Here is a 16,404-nt window from a genome sequence, read left to right as displayed (position 1 = left end):
CGGATCGCGAGTGCGTACCCCCGTTCGCAACGGCGCGCGTTTTGGAGGAGCGGTGAACTACAGGACGCTGGCGTCGCTCGCGCTGGCCGGGGGCACCGCGCTGGCGGCGCTCACGGCTCTGGGCCCCCCGGCCGCCGCCGCGCCGTTCGACCCGTGCTCGGCGATCTCCCAGGGCAAGCTGCGGTACCCCACCGGCAGCGCCCAGCACCTGGTCCTGGCGGTCTCGTCGGGTTACGCCTCGAATTACGTCGTCGTCACCGAATGCGCCAAGAAGGGGCGTTCGTGGACGAAGCTCACCGAGACGGAGGGGCGCGCGGGCGCGAACGGCTTCGCCCGGCCCGGCCAGAAGCGCGAGGGCGACGGTAAGAGCCCGACCGGCTCCTTCACGTTCACCGAGGCGTTCGGCAGGGGCAACCCCGGCACCCGGCTGCCGTACCGCACGCTGCGCGAGTCGGGCGACTGCTGGGGCGCCACGCCCGGAGAGAGCCACTACAACGACTACTACTCGGGCACCTGTCACCCGGCGGACGAGAACCTGTCCGCCATCATGCAGCTCGGGTCGTACCGACAGGCGGCCGTCATCGACTACAACCGGCCCAAGCCGGTCCCCGGGCGCGGTTCGGCCATCTTCTTCCACGTCGGCGGCAAGGCCCCGACCGCGGGCTGCATCGCGATCGACGAGTCCCGCCTGCGCGGCATCATGCGCACCCTCGCGCCCGGCGACCGGATCATCATGGGCCCGCGGTCGGAGCTGTTCCGCGGTTAGGTCTAGTGCCGTGTCAGTCAACGTTTGCCTCGTGGGTGAGGTGGAGTTGGCTGATCCTCGCGTGTTGGGCGAGCGACGTCCCCACGTCCGGTGGGGCGGGCCACGGCCGGCCGATGGACCCCTTTGACGGCGCCGTGATGGGGGCGTCGCCTGGGGTCACGCCGTGCTGGTCCGGCACCGGGGAGGTGCCATCCGGCTCGACGGTGCGTGATCACCACCGGAAACGGATTACTGGTGGTCGACCCGGCGCTCGACCGCCCACTCCACGACGGTCTTGGCGGCCTCATGCTGCGCCTGACGGACCCGCCGCTTGTGCCGGTTATCAAGCCTGCGTTGCCGGGCCCGGTACTTACGCCACCGCCGCGACCCGACCTGCCCCAGCTTGGGTGCGTGACGCGCCATCATCCGGCGCCGATGTTTGGTGTCCTTGAGGTGCAGATGGGACTCAGCACGAATCGCCCGCCCCGACACCACCAACCCTTCCCCGTCCGGGCCCGCCACCGCGAACGGATGGATCACCCCCGGATCCACCCCCGCGACTCGTTTTGGATCCGGCTCCCGGCCCGGCGGATGGGTCGCGACCGGTACCTCGGCGGTCACATCGACGAACAACCGGCCCCCATCACTGACCAGCGTCACCGACCGTACCTGCTCCAGCCACCAGCAGCCCGAAACACCGGCGCCGCTGCCCCGCAGTCAACCGCAGACCGACCCGGGCGGTCCGCATCACCACCCGACACCTACCATGCCGACGTTCAGCCACCAGACGATTACACTACGCACCTACGACAAAAACGCACCCCCACATGACGATCCCTGCCGCAGGCGAACATTGCTTGACGCGGCACTAGGACTTACGTCCGATGGCGCTCTCGTCCTTCGATGTGGGGAGATGGCGTTATGACCGACTCCTGGGTGGACGCCTACCTCGACCGGATCGGGGCTGAGCGCCCGGCCCGGCCCGATGGCGAGGCGCTGCGTGACCTGCACGTCCGGCATCTGCGCGCGGTGCCCTTCGAGAACCTGAGCATCCATCTCGGCGAGGACATCGTCCTGGAGCCCGAGGCACTCGTCGCCAAGGTCGTCGACCGACGGCGCGGGGGCTTCTGCTACGAGCTGGGAGGAGCGTTCGCGACGCTGCTCGCCGCGCTCGGCTTCGAGGTCGAGCTTCTCGCGGCCCGCGTGTTCGGCGGCGACCGGCTCGGCATGCCGTACGACCACCTGGCCCTGCGGGTCGGGCCGTGGCTCGCCGACGTCGGCTTCGGCGACCACGCGCACCACCCGCTGCGGCTGGACACGCGTGGCGACCAGCACGACCCCGGCGGCGTCTTCCGGATCGCCGAGACGCCCGAGGGCGACCTCGACGTCATCAAAGACGGCCGGCCGGAGTACCGCCTGGAGACCCGGCCGCGCGCGCTGGGTGACTTCGAGGTCGGCTGCTGGTGGCACCGCACCTCGCCAAAGTCGCACTTCACCCGCTCGCTCGTCTGCTCGATGCTCACCGAGTCAGGCCGCGTGACCCTGAGCGGACGCACCCTCATCCGTACGGGCGGCGGCGAGCGCGACGAACGGAAGCTCACCGGCGACGACGAGGTGCTCGCCGCCTACCGATCCTGCTTCGGCGTCGAACTGGACCGCGTCCCGGAAGTCGCCTGAGCGGCCGCCCGGTTCCTCACGCCCGGCTTCTCACCGGCCGGAGCGGCGGCGCAGGAGCACCTTGAGTCCGTTCGTCGTGCGCACCAGCCAGATCACCGCGACCACTCCGAAGATCGCGAAGAAGATCGTTTGCCGGGTGCCGGTGTCGTGGTCGAGCAGGCTCATGACGCTCCAGCCCAGACAGGCCAGCGAGGCGAACAGGCTCAGGTAACCGGTGGCGAGGTTCCTCGGCGTGAACCGGTACCACGGGTCGTCGGCGGGCCAGGGCTCCCTCTCCTGGGACATCATCGAAACCACCTTCTCTGTCTGCGTTCCCGTCCGGTCCCTTCGAATGCTGCCGGGGGACCGCCGCGGCCCGCCTCGGTCGCGGGTTCGGTCTTGGCACCGTCTCCTCCGACTTTCGGCCGACCCGGTTCGAACCCGCGGTCGATCCGGGTACCGGGGAGAGACGGCATCCTCGATGGCATGACCGGTGCGCGATCTGAGGGCGGCTCACCGCCGCGAACGGGCGGGACCGTCATCCGCCGTGGCCCGCTGGTCGCCGAGGTCGCCGCCTTGGTGCTGTGCGTGGTGGCCGACAGCGTGGCGGCCATCGCCGATGCCCCCGGGTCAGGCGGTCTCGCGGCCGGGCTGGCCACCGCGACGGCGACCGGGTTCGGGCCGGTGGCGGCCGTGCTGGCGGTGCTGCGCCGTCGCTTCACCGACTGGATCGGGCCGCTCGCCGGCGGTGTCGTCGCCGTCAGCCTGCTGGACACCGCGATCGCCGTCCTGGCGCACCCCTCCGCGACGGCGCCGGGTGTCACCGAGACGCTCGCGGTCGCCCTGCTCATCGGTGCCGGGTGCAGGCGGATCGGCCGCCGGGCGGCCGCGGGCCTCGCCGTCTGCGGCGGCGTCGCGATGACCGCGGCCCCGGTGCTGCGGTACGGCGTCGGCTCGCCCACAGCGCTGATCGCCGTACCCGCCGCGCTGCTGTGGGGCGGCTCGCTGGCCGTCGGCCTGATCCTGCGCGACGCCGACGACCGCCGCCGGGCCGCCCTCGCCGAGGCGCGTACGGCCGAACGGCTGCGCATGGCCCGCGAGTTGCACGACTTCGTCGCGTACCACGTCACCGGCATCGTCGTACGGGCCCAGGCCGCGCGCGTGCTCGCCGGCCGGTCGGCCGAGCCGGACGACGACGTCTTCCGCGAGATCGAGGAGGCCGGGTCGAACGCCCTGACCGCGATGCGGCGGCTCGTCGGCATGCTCCGGGAGGACACCGCGCCCGAGCCCGCTCCGCCCGCCTCCGGCATCCGCGCGGCCGTGCTCGACGCCGCCGCCGGTCACGACGGGGTCGCCACGGAGCTGCCCGGCGACCTGGACCGGCTCGACCCCGCGCCCGCACTGATCACGACGGTCCACCGGGTGGTGCTCGAGGCGCTGACCAACGTCCGCCGGCACGCGCCCGACGCGACGGACGTACGCGTGGCCGCGCGGGTGCAGCACGACCCGGTCGCCGACGTGCTCCACCTGGAGATCGTCAACGACGGCGCCGGCGAACCGTCCGGCGGGGGATCCGGCTACGGGCTGGTGGGCATGCGCGAACGGGTCACCGCCCTCGGCGGTACACTCCGCGCCGGTGCGGAGTCCGGGCGACGATGGCGGATCACCGTACGCCTCCCCCTCGACCGCGAGGAGCCTCGTTCATGACGATCCGCGTACTCGTCGCCGACGACCAGGCGATGGTCCGCACCGGGTTCCGGCTGATCCTCGACGCCGAACCCGACATCGACGTGGTCGGCGAGGCGCCCGACGGCGAGGCGGCGGTGAGCCTGGCCCGCGAGCTGCGTCCCGACGTGACGCTCATGGACATCCGGATGCCGCGCATCGACGGCATCCAGGCCACACGCCTGCTGGCCGGCCCGGAGGTGCCCGACCCGATGCGCGTCGTGGTCGTCACCACCTACGACGAGGACGAGAACGTCTACTCGGCGCTGCGCGCGGGCGCGTGCGGGTTCCTGCTCAAGGACGCCGGGCCACGGCTCCTCGTCGAGGCCGTGCGCGCGGCGTCGGAGGGAGAGTCGATGGTCTCCCCCTCGATCACGACGCGTCTGCTGGCGCGGTTCGCCCGGCCGGCCTCCGGCGCCGCCCGGCCCGCCGAACCCCTGACCGCCCGCGAACTGGAGGTCGTACGGGCCGTCGCCCGCGGCATGACCAACGCCGAGATCAGCGACGCGCTCGTCATCTCGCTGTCGACGGTCAAGACGCACCTGAACGGCGTCCAGCGCAAGCTCGGAGTCCGTAACCGTACCGAGGTCGCCATCTGGGCCTGGGAGAGCCGCCTGGTCGAATGACTCGTGCTCAGCCGCGGCGTACGACGAGAGTGCGCGCCACCATGTCGCCGAACCGCTGGTGACGCGGGCTGAACGCGATGGCGAGTGCCCCCACCAGGCCGAAGAAGTAGCCGTCCACGATCACCATGGCCCAGCGGATCAGGTACGCGCGCAGGCCGGGCGTCTCTCCGCGCTCGGTCACGACCCGCAGCCCGAGGAAGCGCATGCCCGGAGTGCCGCCGAGCCAGCGGTACGGCACCCACACCTCGATGAACCAGTTGCCGACCAGGACGACGAGGAGGAAGCCGGCCATCGTGAGGTACGCGGGTGTCATCCGGTCATCGCCCCGGGGGAGGTGCAGCGTCCAGCGCAGGCCGAGCACCAGCACGACGAGCGCCGGCACCGTCGTGACCAGCCGGTCGAGGACGAACTGGGCGTACCTGCGCAGGATCACTCCCGCCGGATCGGACACGCGCGTCATCATGCCATGCCGGTTCAGTGCCTCCACCGCGTGCGCGCGGCGATCTCCTCCGGCGACAGGCCGTCGAACAGCGCGATCTCGCCCCGGCGTACGACCGCGACGGTGTCGATCACCGCCTCGCCCAGTGACTCCCGCAGCGTGGCATCGGCCTCGAACGCCTCGACCGCGGCGCCCAGTGACGACGGCAGCGGCGGAACGCCGTCGAGGGACACCGGGTCGACCTCGACCGGCTCGGGGAGCGTGCCGCCCTCCGCCCGTCCCGTACGGCCCGCGGCCAGGAGCGCCGCCATGACGAGGTACGGGTTGGCGGCCGCGTCGAAGCACTTCACCTCCAGGTTGGCCGCGTGGGACCGGTCACCGGCCGCGCCGGTGACGAACCGCAGCGCCGCCTCCCGGTTCTCCAGCCCCCAGCAGGCGTACGCCCCGGCCCAGTGGGAGGGCACGAGCCGCAGGTAGCTGGCGACCGACGGCGCGCCGATCGCCAGCAGGGCCGGCAGCCGCGACAGGATGCCCGCCGCGAAGGCCTCGCCGTCACGCGTCAGCCCGAACCGGCCGTCGCCGCCGGCCATGAGGTTGACGCCCTCGCGCCACAGGCTCAGGTGAACGTGCGCGCCGTTGCCGACGCCGTCGGCGAGCACCTTGGGGGAGAACGTCGCGCGCAGGTCGTGGGCCAGGCTGACCGCCCGGATCGTCTCGCGGACCAGGACGAACGTGTCGGCCGCGGCGACCGGGTCAGCGGGCGCCACCGACACCTCGTACTGTCCCGCGGCGTACTCGGGGTGGATCTGCTCCACGGCGACCCCGGACGCCGACAGCGACTCGACCACGTCGCGCAGGTAGTCCGACTGCTCGGTCAGCCGGGTCATGCCGTACGCGGGACCGGCGCAGGCGGGGGTGAAGTCGTCGCCGTCGCCGAGCGAGACGGCCCACTCGACCTCGAACGCGGCCTTGACCGCCATGCCCTCGGCGGCCAGGCGCTCGGCCTCGCGCCGGGCCACGACGCGCGCGTCGAGCGGATGCGGCTCGCCCTCCTGGTCGTACCGGTCCGCGGGCGCCCACGCCCAGCCGGGCAGGGCGGCGAGCGCGGTGAGCCGGTTCAGGTCGGGGTGCAGCCGCAGGTCGCCGACCGGGCCGCCCGCGAACCGGCCGCTCGCGATCGAGTCGTCGATCAGGAACGCGTCGAACACGGGCGACATGCCGATCCCCCAGGCCGCCGCGTGCTCCAGACGCGAGAGCGGCACCGCCTTGACCCGCGTGACGCCGGTGGTGTCCACCCACGTGACCGCGATGCCGGTGACGTCTCTCGCGGCCAGGTCACCCGCCGCCTGCCGCGCGACCGCCGCCCGCCGCGCACGCTCCTGCTGGTCCATGACGCTCCCTCTCCCGTCCGCTGGGGGCTGCCCGGCACGTACCACCTTCTACGGCGTCATGGCCCTCCCGGCAAGGCCGCGAGGGCCCGTGAGCGAATGAACCGGAAGACACGCGGGTCTGGTCACTCACTCCCCCGACGTGAGGGAGAGCACGCCGTATCCGGCCGAAAGGCGGGTAACTGACGGGCAGTGATCCGTTCGAGGGAAGGGAGGAGTGACCGAGTGCCCTCGCCGTTGCCCTGTGTGGAGAGCCTCCGTCTCGTCGACCACCACTGCCACGGCGTGGCAGGCCGCGACCTCGACCGGAGCGCGTTCGAGTCCCTGCTCACCGAGGCGGAGGCCCCCGGCGGCCCGCTCGGTGGCACGCTCTTCGACTCCCAGATCGGGTTCGCCGTACGCCGCTGGTGCGCGCCGGTGCTCGACCTGCCGCCGCACGCGCCCGCCGACGACTACCTCGCGCGCCGCGCCGACCTGGGATTCGCCGAGGTGAACCGGCGCTTTCTGCGCGAGGCGCGGCTGGACGCCCTCTGCGTCGACACCGGATACCCGATGGACACGCTTCTCACGCCCGGCGAACTGGGCGCCCTCGCGGGAGCGACGGCACACGAGATCGTCCGGCTGGAACAGGTGGCCGAGGAGGTCGCGGCGGCCGGGCCGGGCGCGGAGGGCTTCGCCGACGCGTTCCGCGAACGGCTGGCCGGGCGCGCCGCCTCGGCGGCCGGGCTGAAGTCCATCGCGGCGTACCGGATCGGCCTCGACCTGCCCGCCGAACGCCCCGGGGACGCCGAGGTCGCGGCGGCGGCCGGACGCTGGCTCGCCGCGATCGAGGCCGGGGCGCCGGTACGGCTCGCCGACCCGACGCTCCAGGCGTTCCTGATCTGGTGCGGTGTGGACCTGCGGCTGCCGATCCAGTTCCACGTCGGGTACGGCGACGCGGACCTCGACCTGCACCGCTGCGACCCGCTGCTGCTCACCGGCCTGCTGCGCGCGATCGAGCCCACCGGCACACCGATCATGCTGCTGCACAACTATCCGTTCCACCGGCACGCCGGGTACCTCGCGCAGGTGTTCCCGAACGTCTTCGTCGACGTCGGGCTCGCCACGCACGGCGTGGGGCACCGGGCGCCGGCGTTGATCGCCGAGCTGCTGGAGCTCGCCCCGTTCGGCAAGTTCCTGTTCTCCTCCGATGCCTACGGCCTGCCCGAGCTGTACCACCTCGGCTCCCTGCTGTTCCGCCGGGGACTCTCGGACTTCCTGAGATCCGGGCTGGACGACGGGGTGTGGACGGAGGAGGACGCGGAGCGGATCGCGCGGCTGGCCGGCGGCGAGAACGCCCGCCGCGTGTACGGGCTGGAGGAGCGGCGCTGATGGACGAGCTGAACGAACTTCATCTCAAGCTGCGCGCGGCCGTCGCCGACGAGCTGCCGGCCGCGGTCGCGCTGCGCCACCGCCTGCACGCCGACCCGCGGCTCTCCGGCGACGAGGCCGACACGGCCGCCGAGGTCGTACGCGCGCTCGGCGCCGGACCCGGACGGCGCGTCGCCGGCACCGGGCGCACCGTACGGATCGGGGGCCGGGGCCCGGCGGTCGCCCTGCGGGCGGAGCTGGACGCCCTGCCGGTCACCGAACGCACCGGCGTGTCCTGGGCGTCGGCGAACGACGCCATGCACGCCTGCGGTCACGACGTCCACCTCGCCGCGCTGGTCGCGATCTGCCGCGCCGCCGAGCGCATCGGCGTGGACGTGCCGGTCCTCGCGGTCCTGCAACCGCGCGAGGAGACCTCGCCCTCGGGCGCCGAGGACATCGTCGGCTCCGGCGTCCTGACCGACCACGACGTACGCGCGATGGTGGCGGCCCACGTGCAGCCGCGCCTGGCCGACGGAGTCGTCGCGGTCACCCCGGGGCCGGTCAACGCCGCCACCGACGAGTTCGAGGTGACGGTCACCGGGCTCGGCGGCCACGCCGGGTACCCGCACGTCGCCCGTGACCCGGTGCTCGCCCTCTGCCAGATCGTCGTCAGCCTCCAGCACCTGGCCAGCCGGCGGTTCGACCCGGTCCTGGGCGCGGTCTGCTCGGTCGGCCGGATCGGCGGCGGCACGGCCGCCAACGTCGTGCCCGAGACCGCGTCGGCGCGCGGCACCGTACGCGTGATGCGCGACTCCGACCGCGCCGTCGCGGCGTCCCTGATCACCGAGATCGTCACCCACACGGCCGCCGCGCACGGCTGCGAGGGCCACGCGCGCTTCTTTCCCGGAGAGCCGGTGCTGGTCAACGACCCGGCCCTGGCCTCCGACGCCGCCGGCCGCCTCACCGACGACGGCGTGACCGTCGACGCGGGCTTCCGCTCGTACGGCGCGGACGACTTCTCTCACTACTGCGACGTGACGCGGGGCCTGATGATGTTCATCGGCACGGCGCCGCCGGACGCCACCGACGCGCCCGGCCTGCACACCGAGCGCTTCCTGCCGGGCGACCACATGGTCGGCCGCACCGCCGACGCATTGCTGGCGGGCTACCTCGCCGCGATCCGGACGGCCGTCGTTTGAGGAGTCGCCGTTCTGCGGCGCGTCGGGGCGCGTGTGGCGTTCAGGCGTCGCGCCGCCGGAGCAGGAGCCCGGCGATGAGGAGCGCCGCGGCCGCCCATGCGGCGAGGACGCCGAGGCCGGTCCAGGGGCCGATGGGCAGGGAGCGGAGGTCGGTGGTGGCTTGGCCGGCCATTCCGGCGGTCATGGGGGCGAGTTGTTGGAGGTGTCGTCGCAGCGGGTCGGCGACGGTCTGGGCGAGGATCGGGGGCAGGTAGAGCAGCGCGAGCACTGCTCCGACCGAGACGGCGGTGTCGCGGATGGCGGTGGCGACGCCGAGTGCGAGCAGGGCGATGAGAACGAGGTAGAGGACGCCGCCGGCGGCGGCGCGCAAGGTCGGGCCGTGGCTGATCGAGACGAGCGCGTAGCCGTGGGCGGGGTCGAGGCCGGCGCCGGGGAGCATCAGCCGCCCGACGAGCAGGCAGCCGGCGACGGTGAGCAAGCCGGCGAGGAGGGCCAGGCCGGCCAGGTTGACGGCCTTTGCGGCCAGGACGACCAGGCGGCGGGGCGTGGCGGTGAGGGTGAGGCGGATCATGCCGGTGCCGTACTCCTCGGCGATGACCAGCACGGCGAGGACCGCGATGACCGCCTGGCCGAGAGTGATGCCGGTCAGGGCGAGTTTTGTGGGGTCCTGGCCGCGGTCGGAGGATACGTGGGTGGCCGCGGCGACGCCGGCGCTGACCGCGACGGTCAGGGCGACGGTGCCGATGAGCAGCCAGACGGTGCCGGCCGAGGTGCGGAGTTTGGTCCATTCGGCTCGCAGCGCATCGGTCATGCATCCCTCCTGCGCAGCACGACGGTGGCGCCGCCGAGTGCGAGAGCAGCGTAGGCGCACAGCACCGCGAGGCCGGCCCACCAGGAGAGCGGGTAGTAGCCGTTCGCCATGGTGTAGGGGTAGGTGACCTGCGCGGACCTGGGGAGGGCGCCCAGGACGGAGAAGCCGGCGGCCGGTGTAAGGCGGAACAGCCATTCCTCGGCGCCGCCGGACATCGACGAGCCGACGATGTACGGCAGGACGAACACGACGATGCTCGCCGCGATGGCACCCGCGCTCTTCCTGACGATGGTGGCGACGGCGAGCACCGCGACGGCGGTGACGGCGACCAGCGCGCCGGCGCCCGCGACGATGCGCGTCATCGTGAGGGCGCCGGCCGGGAAGACGTAGGCGCCGTTCGCCTTGAGCAGGTGCTCGCCCAGCGGGACGGCGACCGCGGCGGCGAGTGTTCCGATCCCGAAGGCGACGGCGCCGATGACGACGGCCTTGGCCGCGAGCACGCGATGCCGGCGGGGCGTGGCGGTGAAGGTGGTGCGGATCAGGCCGCGGCGGTACTCGACGGTGATGAACATCGAGGCGATCACGATGATCGCGATCAGGCCGACGATGAGCCCGAACAGGATGGTGCTGGAGGGGGTGTTGGTGCCGAGGAGCCCTTGCACGACGGCGGGGGCGATGTCACCGGAGCCGCGCAGGACGAAGGAGCCGCCGGCGCGGTGGTAGCCGGCGCCCGGCAGCTTCGGGTAGAAGTCCTGAGCGCCGATGGTCTGCGCGCGCCAGGCGCCGCGGGTGTCGGGGCCGTCGACGGTGACGTGGTCGAAGGTGGCGGTGGCCTGGGTGGGGAATCCGGTACCGGAACGGTCGAACGACGCCGGTGAGGTGACGAACAGCCCGACGTGCACGGTGGAGGGAAGCCCGGCCAGGTGCGCGGTGCCGATCCTGGTCCAGGTCGTGCCGTCGGTGGACTCGTAGCCGGTGACGGTCTCACCGGCGCGGGCCAGCCGCAGCCAGCGTGGCGAGCTGCCGGAGACCGGCCGGCCGGCGTGGTCGTGCGTGTAGTCGTCCTGGAAGCGGACGCCGTGGGCGCCGGTGGCCATGACCGCGGCATAGGGCGAGCCCTGCTCGGTGCTCGGCCGCAGGAGGATCCCGGCCTTGGCCCAGCCCGCCAGGCCGGGGCGGGTATGGGCGAGTGAGGGGGCGGCGTCGACCGGGATCGTCGAGGTCAGCCCGGTGAGTGAGCCGACCTGAGCGGTGATCGTGCCGTTGCCGGTGAGCGGCCGTTCGACGAACTGGTAGCCGTCGGCGACCGCTTCGCCGTCCGGTCCGGTCGGCACGTAGGGATGGCCGGACCGGCAGGTCGAGCCGGTGCCGGTGCAGATGCCCGCGTGGGTGCCGTTGGCGACGAGGAAGGTGAACGTCACGCACAGCACGACGGTGACGCCCAAGGTGATCAGTCGGCCCCGGACCGTGCGGAACTTGGTCCACTCCGCCCGAAGCACCGGCCGCAGGCCTCTGGTGGCCGGGCGGTGCGACGTGGTGGTGGTCATCGTCGGGCCTCCCGGTTCGAAGCGGCCTGATACTCGGTCTCGCCGCTGGTGAGCTGGAGGTAGACGTCCTCGAGCGTTGCCCGGTGCGCGGTGACCTCGGAGAAGGGCACGCCCGCTCCGTTCAGGATCTCCACGACGCCTTGCGCTGCGACCCCGAGCACGGTGACGGTGTGGGCGTCGGTGACGGTCGCCGTGGCCGCGGCCCGGCCCAGCGCCGTGGCCGCGTCGGCCGGTGCCGATGTGCGCAGCCGGACCTGGTCGCGCGAGGCGCGGGTCACCAGCTCATCGACGCCGGCGTCGGCGAGTACCCGGCCGCGGCCGACCACCACGACACGGTCGGCGATGTCCTGCAACTCGCCCATCAGGTGGCTGGAGACGAGGACGGCGCGTCCCTCCGCGGCGAGGGAGCGCAGCAGCCCGCGCAACCAGATGATCCCTTCGGGGTCCATGCCGTTGAACGGCTCGTCCATGATGATCACCGGGGGATCGCCGAGCATGGCCGCGGCGATGCCGAGGCGTTGGCGCATGCCCAGCGAGTAGCCGCCGGCCTTACGCCGCGCCGCGCCGGCGAGGCCGACGCGCCCGATCGCGGCATCGACGCGCCCGGCGGCCATGCCCTGGGAGTGCGCCAGCCACAGCAGATGGTTCCGCCCGGTGCGGCCGGGCTGCAGGGCGGCGGCGTCGACCAGCGCACCGACGTGGCGCAGCGGGTGCGACAGCTGCCCGTACGGCTTGCCGCCGACCAGGGCGTGGCCCTCGTCGGGGGCGTCCAGGCCGAGTATCACCCGGATGGTGGTTGATTTGCCCGCACCGTTCGGGCCGACGAAGCCGGTCACCGTGCCGGGCGCGACCGTGAAGGTCATTCCGTCGAGGGCGACGGTCGGCCCGAACCGTTTACGCAGGCCGCTGACTTCGATCGTTGCGTCGTTCACGCGCTCGTCCGTCCTTGGTCGTGGGGATGGTCTCGGCCACCGGTTGTACGGCACGGCAGGTGTCAGCCCGGTGTCGGCGGCTGACACCTCGCTGACACCTTCGGCCTGCCATCGTGAAAGGCGGCGACGGTCTCTGCCCCCGAAGCGGACCTCGCCGCCGCCGGTAGGAAGCCGAATGGAGAACCGTCGTGAGAGTGCTCGTCGTCGAGGACTTCGAGGTGCTGGCGCGCTCGATCGGAACCGGCCTGCGCCGCGAGGGCATGGCGGTCGACGTCGTCCTCGACGGCGGCGACGCGCTCGACCATCTGGCCGTCACCCGGTACGACGTCGTGGTCCTCGACCGGGACCTGCCCGGCGTCCACGGCGACGACGTGTGCCGGCACATCGTCGCGGAACGCTCGGGCAGCCGCGTACTGATGCTCACCGCCGCCGGCACCGTCAAGGACCGCGTCGACGGCCTGGGGTTCGGCGCCGACGACTACCTGCCCAAGCCGTTCGACTTCTCCGAACTGGTGGCCCGCGTCCGCGCTCTCGGGCGGCGATCCGCGTCGGCGACACCACCGATACTCCGCGTCGGTGACGTCACGCTCGACTCCGGTCGCCGGGTCGCGTTCCGTGCCGGGCGGCGCCTGGAGCTGAGCCCGAAGGAGTTCGCGGTCCTCGAATGCCTCCTCGCCGTGGGCGACCGGGTGATCTCCACCGAAGAGATCCTCGAACGGGTCTGGGACGAGGCGGCCGACCCCTTCACCACCGCGGTCAAGACGACCATCCGGCGGCTGCGGGTCAAGCTCGGCGACCCGCCCTTCATCCACACCGTCCGCGAGGCCGGCTACCGGATCGGAGACCGGTGATGCGCCCACCCAGGAACGTCGTGTCCCTCCTGCGCCGCCGGCCCATCTTGCGGGTGCAGCTCACACTGCTCTACTCCGGCCTGGCTCTCGGCCTGCTGGCAGCGGTGCTGCTGGCCACCGACCTCCTCTACGGCCACACCGAGCAGAGAGCCCCGGCCGGCACCCCCACCGTCCCCGCGACCGGCGGCCACTCGTTCGACGTCGCCCCCGCCGTCATCGGCCTGAGCGCCGTGGCCATCGCCGTGGCCGGGGCCTGGTGGCTCGCCGGCAGGTTCCTCCGCCCCCTGCGCGCCATCACCACCACCGCCCAGGAGATCTCCGCAACCAACCTGGACCGACGGCTCGACCTCACCGGCCCGGCCGACGAGCTGTCCGACCTCACCAAGACCCTCAACGATCTCTTCGGACGGCTCCAGGCCTCCTTCGAAGCCCAGCACCACTTCGTGGCCAACGCCTCCCACGAACTGCGTACACCCCTCGCCGGCCAGCGCACGCTCCTCCAGATCGCTCTCACCGACCCCGACGCCGATACCGAGAGCCTGCGGGCCGCCTGCGAAGAGGCCCTGCAACTCGGAGACCAGCAAGAACGACTCATCGAGGCACTCCTCACCCTCGCGACCAGCGAGCGGGGAGTCGAACGCTGGGAGCCGATCGACCTCGCCGAGATCACCGAGGACGTCCTCTCGGTCCGCCGCCACGCGGCGGACCGCCGTGGCATCCACATCGACGCCGGCCTCGACCCGGCACCGGCGGTCGGTGACCCCCGGCTGGTCACCAGCCTGGTCGCGAACCTCGTCGACAACGCCGTCCGCCACAACCTGGCCGGAGGGCACGTCACCGTTTCGACCACGTCATCGGCGGAACAAGCGACCCTCACGATCAGCAACACCGGTCCGTCGGTTGACCACCAGGACATCGAACGCCTCTTCCAGCCCTTCCAAGCCGGCACGGAGCGGGTGCACCACGACGGACACGGCCTCGGCCTCGCCATCGTGCGGGCCATCGCCGAAGCACACGGCGCCGGACTCTCGCCGCGCCCCGGTACGGACGGAGGACTCACGGTCGAAGTGGGCTTCCGGCGACAGCCGAAGTCGCACTGAGGCCGACCCGCCGCCCTCGCCCCGGCCCCGCCGCCCTCGCCCCGGCCCCGCCGTCCTGCCGTCCGGCGACTGCGTGTCATGTCCTAACCTGCCGCCATGTACGTACGGGGCGCGGCAGACGGTGACCTGCGGGCGATCGCGAAGATCGCTCTGGCCAACGACGACGGCGACGGGGCCGATCCGCGTTACGTCGCCCACCTGCGCGCGCACGGGCGGTTCCTCGTCGCGGCGACGGACGGGACGGTGGAGGGATACGGCGCGGTCCGGCACCTCGGCGGGCTCACGCTGCTGTGCGACCTGTTCGTGGACCCGGCACGGCACGGCGGCGGCACCGGACGGCGCCTGCTGGACGCGGCGTTCGACGCCGACGGGGAGCGGTCGACGTTCGCCTCACGGGATCCACGGGCCATGTCGCTCTATGTCCGGTACGGCATGGTGCCGCGCTGGCCACTGCTCTACCTGGAGGGCCCGCCGTCCTTCGACGGCCCCGCGGGCGGAGGCGGGCAGGCCGAGGCCGTACCGGCCGCCGTGGCGGCCGCGGCCGAGCGGGAGCTGAACGGGCGCGACCGGTCGGCCGACTACGCCTTCTGGGCGGCGACGCCGGGCTCCACCGGGCTGCTCGTCCGGGACGGGCACGCGGTCGCCGCCGCCGGGATCGCCGGGTCGGACCGCCTGTTCCACCTGGTCACCGCCGACGGAGCCGACCCGGTGGCCACGCTCCGCGCCGCGCTCGCCACCTTCACCGCCGCACGTGTCCGTCTCTGCCTGCCCGGCCCGCACCCCGCCCTGCCGTCGCTCCTGGACGCCCGCTGGCGGATCGAGGACGCCGACCAGCACATGTCCAGCCGACCGGACCTGCTCAGGCCCACCGACGTGCTGTCGTCCTCTCTCGCCTGACCGGAGGTGTCGATGAGTGCGCTGCACGAGTTCTTCGCCGCCGAGGACGACCGGGCCGCGGCCGGGATCCTCACCGCCGCTTGGCCGCCGCCCGTCTTCCGCGACGAGGGGATTCCCCCGGACGCGCTCGCCGCCGCGCGCCCGTCGCACGGCACGCGGTGCGGAACGGGCACCGGATGTACTGCCTCTGGACGGTCTAGACCTACTCGCCGAGCGGCGTGGTGTCGTCGCCGTTGAAGAAGCGGTCGAGCCAGTCGAGCGAGCGGGTGCGCAGCACCTCGTCGGCCAGCTTCTTGCCGGACGGCGTCTGGAGCGCGGCGAGCGAGCTGTCGATCCAGAGCTGGATGTTCTGGTTGCCCTGTTCCCGGTACTCGATCGCCTGGATTAGGCACTCCAGCTTGTCCGCGTCCCGCGCGCAGCGCGCCTCCAGGCTCGTCTTGTCCTCGTACTCCGCGACGCTGCCGCAGATCATGTCGGCCACCGCGGGCGGCAGGCCGCGCGTCTGCTCGGCCGTGACCTGCTCGTTCGGCGCGCGCTTGACGTACGCCTTCGCGAGATAGGGGATGTCGGTCAGCCGCGTCTCCTGGCTGTCGTGGAACAGGCTGAGCAGCGCGGCGCGTTCCGGGTCGGCCCCCTCCAGTACGGCGACGATCGAGGCGAGGGCCGCGGCACGGAAGGAATGGTCCGCGATGCTCTCGGGGTCGCTGACTCCCGCGACGAGCCAGCCGGTGCGCTTGTAGCGCTTCAGCAGACCGATCTCGTACACGAAGCCCGTCAACTGTGCCAGCTCGTCATGCATGCCTGCCCCCTTCGACCGAGCGGCCGGGCGGCGTTAACCCGGCCGTAGAGGACTCCTTACCCGGCATCGGCGGTAACCACCGGCCGGACGTCAGTTGTGGACAACGGCGGTGGTCAGGTGCGGAGCCGCGCTGATCTCCGCTTCGGTGAAGCGTTCGGTGACCCACCGGCTGCTGAGACTGGAGCCGTCGTCCACCTCGGGATACCGTCTGTCGGCGCCGAGCGGGCCGGAGGGGCCGACGCGGTCGAAGCAGCCTTCCCGTCGGTGCAGCCGGGGATCGGGACCGAGGCGTAGCGCTGAGCGTCGGCCGGGCTGAGGGCCAGGGAGATGTGGCTGTTC

17 protein-coding genes are annotated in these 16,404 nt (G+C 72.7%); 9 read left to right on the top strand and 8 right to left on the bottom strand.

Annotation, left to right across the window (positions count from 1 at the left end; genetic code table 11):
- The first annotated feature begins 52 nt into the window (after positions 1–52).
- A complete protein-coding gene (locus ABEA10_RS03255; RefSeq protein WP_345457156.1) occupies positions 53–766 on the top strand; it encodes a L,D-transpeptidase family protein in 714 nt (237 codons plus the stop codon).
- 228 nt (positions 767–994) lie between these two features.
- Here ABEA10_RS03255 and ABEA10_RS03250 read toward each other — a convergent pair whose 3' ends face one another.
- Complete coding sequence (locus tag ABEA10_RS03250) at positions 995–1,405, bottom strand: transposase (RefSeq protein WP_345457153.1); 411 nt, start codon at positions 1,403–1,405, stop codon at positions 995–997.
- 261 nt (positions 1,406–1,666) lie between these two features.
- On the opposite strand from ABEA10_RS03250, the gene ABEA10_RS03245 reads away from it, so the two are divergent.
- The gene (locus ABEA10_RS03245; protein ID WP_345457150.1) at positions 1,667–2,422 is read left to right on the top strand and encodes an arylamine N-acetyltransferase family protein; all 756 of its coding nucleotides are present in this window, start codon (positions 1,667–1,669) and stop codon (positions 2,420–2,422) included.
- A 30-nt stretch (positions 2,423–2,452) separates the two neighbouring features.
- Here ABEA10_RS03245 and ABEA10_RS03240 read toward each other — a convergent pair whose 3' ends face one another.
- Entirely contained in the window at positions 2,453–2,710 is a 258-nt protein-coding gene (locus ABEA10_RS03240) for a hypothetical protein (protein WP_329250225.1), read from the bottom strand.
- Positions 2,711–2,887: 177 nt separating this feature from the next.
- Between ABEA10_RS03240 and ABEA10_RS03235 the strand changes: the two genes are divergently transcribed.
- Both ABEA10_RS03235 and ABEA10_RS03230 read left to right on the top strand, forming a co-directional pair.
- Positions 2,888–4,108, top strand: coding sequence for a sensor histidine kinase (locus ABEA10_RS03235; RefSeq protein ID WP_345457145.1), 1,221 nt, complete (start codon positions 2,888–2,890; stop codon positions 4,106–4,108).
- Positions 4,105–4,752, top strand: coding sequence for a response regulator (locus ABEA10_RS03230; protein ID WP_345457142.1), 648 nt, complete (start codon positions 4,105–4,107; stop codon positions 4,750–4,752). Before ABEA10_RS03235 ends, ABEA10_RS03230 begins: the two co-directional genes overlap by 4 nt.
- A gap of 7 nt (positions 4,753–4,759) precedes the next feature.
- On the opposite strand, the gene ABEA10_RS03225 is transcribed toward ABEA10_RS03230, so the two are convergent.
- A complete protein-coding gene (locus ABEA10_RS03225) occupies positions 4,760–5,203 on the bottom strand; it encodes an RDD family protein (RefSeq protein ID WP_345457139.1) in 444 nt (147 codons plus the stop codon).
- 23 nt (positions 5,204–5,226) lie between these two features.
- Complete coding sequence (locus tag ABEA10_RS03220) at positions 5,227–6,582, bottom strand: type I glutamate--ammonia ligase (RefSeq protein ID WP_345457136.1); 1,356 nt, start codon at positions 6,580–6,582, stop codon at positions 5,227–5,229.
- Between the two features lie 222 nt (positions 6,583–6,804).
- Here ABEA10_RS03220 and ABEA10_RS03215 point away from each other — a divergent pair, with 222 nt between their 5' ends.
- On the top strand, positions 6,805–7,950 hold the full coding sequence (locus ABEA10_RS03215) for an amidohydrolase family protein (RefSeq protein WP_345457134.1): 1,146 nt from the start codon (positions 6,805–6,807) through the stop codon (positions 7,948–7,950).
- Positions 7,950–9,128 carry a M20 metallopeptidase family protein gene (locus ABEA10_RS03210; RefSeq protein ID WP_345457132.1) on the top strand — a complete coding sequence of 393 codons (1,179 nt, stop codon included), beginning with the start codon at positions 7,950–7,952 and terminating at the stop codon, positions 9,126–9,128. Before ABEA10_RS03215 ends, ABEA10_RS03210 begins: the two co-directional genes overlap by 1 nt.
- Before the next feature lie 40 nt (positions 9,129–9,168).
- Here ABEA10_RS03210 and ABEA10_RS03205 read toward each other — a convergent pair whose 3' ends face one another.
- The 3 genes from ABEA10_RS03205 to ABEA10_RS03195 are packed head-to-tail and all read right to left on the bottom strand — an operon-like array spanning position 9,169 to position 12,418.
- Complete coding sequence (locus ABEA10_RS03205) at positions 9,169–9,939, bottom strand: ABC transporter permease (protein WP_345457129.1); 771 nt, start codon at positions 9,937–9,939, stop codon at positions 9,169–9,171.
- Positions 9,936–11,486 (bottom strand): ABC transporter permease subunit, encoded by a 1,551-nt coding sequence (locus ABEA10_RS03200; RefSeq protein WP_345457126.1) that lies wholly within the window; start codon positions 11,484–11,486, stop codon positions 9,936–9,938. The genes ABEA10_RS03205 and ABEA10_RS03200 overlap by 4 nt, the downstream gene beginning before the upstream one ends.
- Positions 11,483–12,418: an ABC transporter ATP-binding protein gene (locus ABEA10_RS03195; protein WP_345457123.1), complete on the bottom strand. Its 936-nt coding sequence runs from the start codon at positions 12,416–12,418 to the stop codon at positions 11,483–11,485. Before ABEA10_RS03195 ends, ABEA10_RS03200 begins: the two co-directional genes overlap by 4 nt.
- Positions 12,419–12,606: 188 nt before the next feature.
- Here ABEA10_RS03195 and ABEA10_RS03190 point away from each other — a divergent pair, with 188 nt between their 5' ends.
- The 3 genes from ABEA10_RS03190 to ABEA10_RS03180 all read left to right on the top strand — a co-directional run bounded on the left by ABEA10_RS03190 (position 12,607) and on the right by ABEA10_RS03180 (position 15,266).
- Positions 12,607–13,269, top strand: a complete 663-nt coding sequence (locus ABEA10_RS03190) for a response regulator transcription factor (RefSeq protein ID WP_345457120.1) — start codon at positions 12,607–12,609, stop codon at positions 13,267–13,269.
- Positions 13,269–14,369 (top strand): sensor histidine kinase, encoded by a 1,101-nt coding sequence (locus tag ABEA10_RS03185; protein ID WP_345457117.1) that lies wholly within the window; start codon positions 13,269–13,271, stop codon positions 14,367–14,369. Before ABEA10_RS03190 ends, ABEA10_RS03185 begins: the two co-directional genes overlap by 1 nt.
- Positions 14,370–14,465: 96 nt before the next feature.
- Positions 14,466–15,266 carry a GNAT family N-acetyltransferase gene (locus ABEA10_RS03180; RefSeq protein ID WP_345457114.1) on the top strand — a complete coding sequence of 267 codons (801 nt, stop codon included), beginning with the start codon at positions 14,466–14,468 and terminating at the stop codon, positions 15,264–15,266.
- 202 nt (positions 15,267–15,468) lie between these two features.
- Here ABEA10_RS03180 and ABEA10_RS03175 read toward each other — a convergent pair whose 3' ends face one another.
- Complete coding sequence (locus tag ABEA10_RS03175; protein WP_345457112.1) at positions 15,469–16,065, bottom strand: HD domain-containing protein; 597 nt, start codon at positions 16,063–16,065, stop codon at positions 15,469–15,471.
- Positions 16,066–16,404 lie beyond the last annotated feature (339 nt).

The sequence above is a fragment of the Actinoallomurus oryzae genome (assembly GCF_039541955.1).
In the GTDB taxonomy this organism is placed as follows: Bacteria; Actinomycetota; Actinomycetes; order Streptosporangiales; family Streptosporangiaceae; genus Actinoallomurus; species Actinoallomurus oryzae.
This window is presented reverse-complemented; position numbering and strand designations above follow the sequence as displayed.